Annotated in this window: 5 protein-coding genes; all 5 read left to right on the top strand. The window is 58.1% G+C overall.

Annotation, left to right across the window (positions count from 1 at the left end; genetic code table 11):
* The first annotated feature begins 555 nt into the window (after window positions 1-555).
* The 5 genes from ACW5DW_RS17010 to ACW5DW_RS17030 all read left to right on the top strand — a co-directional run bounded on the left by ACW5DW_RS17010 (window position 556) and on the right by ACW5DW_RS17030 (window position 3,191).
* Window positions 556-870, top strand: coding sequence for a hypothetical protein (locus ACW5DW_RS17010; protein ID WP_457020488.1), 315 nt, complete (start codon window positions 556-558; stop codon window positions 868-870).
* 149 nt (window positions 871-1,019) lie between these two features.
* A complete protein-coding gene (locus ACW5DW_RS17015; protein WP_457020448.1) occupies window positions 1,020-1,373 on the top strand; it encodes a hypothetical protein in 354 nt (117 codons plus the stop codon).
* 34 nt (window positions 1,374-1,407) lie between these two features.
* Window positions 1,408-1,824: a hypothetical protein gene (locus ACW5DW_RS17020; protein ID WP_457020489.1), complete on the top strand. Its 417-nt coding sequence runs from the start codon at window positions 1,408-1,410 to the stop codon at window positions 1,822-1,824.
* 27 nt (window positions 1,825-1,851) lie between these two features.
* Window positions 1,852-2,676, top strand: coding sequence for a hypothetical protein (locus ACW5DW_RS17025; protein ID WP_457020490.1), 825 nt, complete (start codon window positions 1,852-1,854; stop codon window positions 2,674-2,676).
* Between the two features lie 101 nt (window positions 2,677-2,777).
* Window positions 2,778-3,191 (top strand): ester cyclase, encoded by a 414-nt coding sequence (locus ACW5DW_RS17030; RefSeq protein ID WP_457020491.1) that lies wholly within the window; start codon window positions 2,778-2,780, stop codon window positions 3,189-3,191.
* The last annotated feature ends 220 nt before the right edge of the window (window positions 3,192-3,411 follow it).

A 3,411-nucleotide genomic window follows, 5' to 3' on the forward strand; every position in this document is an offset into this window, starting at 1 on the left:
GCGCGAGATCCGGCGTGCGGCCCCTGCTGAATTACGGTGGTCTGACACCGAGGCGTTATCGGGCGCGCACGTCGGGCTCTCGGCGCCTACGGTAGGGGAAACTCAAGACATAAGGCGTTAGGCCTCAATGAAAGCTGCTCTGCTTCTGACACTAACTGCAGCAACTGGCTGTGTTCGCACGCCAGAGCCGGTATCTGTCGTGGAGCCAGCGCCAAAGATCCATGCTGGCTACTACACAGAGGGCTTTGAGACCCTGGAGTTTCGTCCGTTGGTTGCGACACGGGAGCGCTGGTGGGTAGAGGGCTCGGTTCCCTGCGCCTTCCTGACCTTCAACCAAGAGCCCAATGCGCCTTGGCATCGCATCTACGTGGAGCTTGAAGGTTCTGTCTCATCACCTGGTCAATTCGGCCATATGGGAGCATATCAGCGCAAGCTATCCGTGGATCGGATGGTCTCTTGCAGGCCTCTGCGTGAGGGTGAGAGAGTTGAGCCCTAACAATTCATTCAAGCCGACACCGCTTCGCGGCGCGGCTTAATTCTGGTGTTAGGCACCACATGTGGCCACTCGGGACTCTTGATGCTTTGATTCTGGCTCCGGTAGCCGTACTGGCTATTGCAGCAATGTTCCTGCCTGCCAATCGCCGTCTGCGCATCGCATCCGTTGTTTCCTTGGCAGCAGTAGCACTTGGGTACACATTCCTCTGGCCATCTCCCCGCGCCGCCTTGGCGTACTACGAGAGTATCGGCGGCGCTTGGTCCAAGGACTGGCTCGCCGGTGTAGAGTCCATGCTGGCGGTCACTCGGCATCTACCAACTGTTGTTCTGCTGGCCGCCTTGCTGCTCGCCATTATTGCGTTACGCTCCAAATAGTCGGGCATCTCGGGCGGTGCCTAACAATTCGTTCAAGCCGAACGCGCTTCGCTACACCAACAACATGGCAGGTAGAGCTTGCCATGTTGTCGGCTCCGCTACGCAAGTCGGCTTAACTCAGGCGTTAGGCGGCTATGCAGGAGAATCGCATGCGAGGGCCACAGTACTTGATCGCGCACGCCTGCTTTGACTGCCGCAAGAGCTTCAAAGTGGCGCCGCGTCCAGACTACGCTGCAACCTGCCCCGGCTGCGGGGGCACCATGCATGAGATGGGACGCTCCTTCAAAGCGCCGGCCGCAAAGGACTTGGAGCAATGGGCAAAGGTGCAGGCGCTATTCGTTGCCGGCTTTCGCTTCTTTAGCTACCGCAGCACCTCCGGGCCGCCCCTTCCTGCCAAACTTGCAGAAGTTGACGCCTTCGTCCGCGACAATCCGGCGCATCCACTACGGGTGGCGCCGCCTAACAATTCGTTCAAGCCGAACCCGCTTCGCGGGTCGGCTTAACTCAAGCGTTAGGCCGTGGAGGGCCGATTCTGATATGCGCTCGTATGTGATTTTTGCACTGATCTTTACTCTCGCCGGCGTGGTGCTGTCGTTCGCCGCAGACATTCCGGAACCCCAGTGGTTACGCATCACTCTTGCCCTCCTCTCACCCATCGCTGCTGCCGTGCTTGGGGTTCTGCTTGCGCAGCGTTCCGGACACTTAGCTCTCACCTGCCTGCTGGTAGTTGGCTTGGTGCTATCGGCAGTGATTTACGCGGCCACCTGGGGCGTGTTCCACTTCCTCGCACTTGGTGCCGGGGATTCGGTGCCGTTTTGGCGCTTGGCCCAAGTGGGAGGATGGACTTACATGCTGGGCTATTTGTCACATGCAATTGCTCCCGTGATTGGTCGCCTGCTGGTGCCACGGCCTAACAATGCGTTCAAGCCGAAGCCGCTTCGCGGCTCGGCTTAACTTAGGCGTTAGGCCGCAGGAGCGACCATGCTGGCGATCCTTCTAACAGCAGCTCTAGCAGCAGCGCCTCCCCTCACCGTGCGGGAGGCGAAAGCTCTGCCGCTAGCCGAGCTTGCCAGCCGGCTACTTGGCGCCGCCGGTTCAATCATGATTGATGTAGACCGCCCAAGGTTCGATAGCCTTGAGGCCGTGCGGTTCTATAGCCACGCAATTGCCTGGGGAAGCTACTTTGGCGTCTGCGCGGCTGACCGAATTACGGTTGAGTTCGATGAGCATGATCGCATCGAGGCGCTTCAATCAGAGCGGCGCTACGGTGTTGAAGGAGATATGTATCGAGCGCCTGGTAGCTGGACCTACGAGGAGTTCGGAAAGATTTGCTCGGCAGTAGAATCTACTCGCAACTACTTTCCTGCTCCTAGCCATGGTGCTGCACAAGACATCGCACGTTACGTGGACGCGATCTCAGGCTTGGGCCCATTCTCGGAGCAGAACTTTGATTACTCATGCACAGGCTTATGCTCGGATCAATCAAAAGACCTAGCCTGGCTTCGGCTCTCAGAGATCCAATCGGTCCGTGAGATCGATTGTGGCAATGTTTCGCTCGAGCTGCCGGATTGCTATGAGGTGACTGTTGGGTCCGGCGTGGGCCCGTTCCCAAAGATTTTTAGGGTGTACGGCTCCAGCTACATGAACAAGACTGTGATTCAACGCGTATCCGTCCACGTAAGCTCAACCTTAGCGGGTCTGCGGCCTAACAATGCGCTCAAGCCGACGCCACATCGGGGCGCAAACCACATGGCAGATACAGCTTGCCATGTGCTTCACGCCCCGCTGCGGCGCGGCTTAGCTTAGGCGTTAGGCGGCACAAGCACCCCCTTTCCCACTTCCGTCATCCGCCTTCGCTCCCACTCCCACTCCCGCTCCCGTCGTCGATTCAAGCAGCATTGGCCGGTATGACCGCACCCGAGCTAGAAAGCATCTATCACCGCTACCTCGCCTGCCTGAACGCGCAGGCATGGTTGGAGTTGGGAGCTTTTGTGCATGATTCAGTCATTCACAACAGCCGCCACTTGGGCCTCACTGGCTACCGCGACATGCTGAAGAGGGACTTCATGGAGATCCCTGATCTCCACTTCAAAGCCGAGCTACTGATTGTCCAGCCGCCGCGCTTGGCAAGCCGCTTGCACTTCCACTGCACGCCAAGAGCGAAATTTCTCCGCCTCGATGTGAATGGCAAGAAAGTCTCATTTGCCGAAAACGTGATGTACGAGTTCGCCGATGGAAAGATTGTTCGGGTTTGGTCCGTAGTTGACAAAGCTGCAATCGAAGCTCAGCTTGCAACGCCTGTCCCTGGAAGTGCCGCCTAACAATTCGTTCAAGCCGAACTTGCTTCGTTACGGCTTTGGCGTGGCAGGAAAAGCTTGCCACGCCAAAGCCTCCACTGCGCAAGTCGGCTTAACTCAGGCGTTAGGCGGCTATGCAGGAGAATCGCATGCGAGGGCCACAGTACTTGATCGCGCACGCCTGCTTTGACTGCCGCAAGAGCTTCAAAGTGGCGCCGCGTCCAGACTACGCTGCAACCTGCCC

The sequence above is a fragment of the Luteimonas sp. A482 genome (assembly GCF_054072655.1).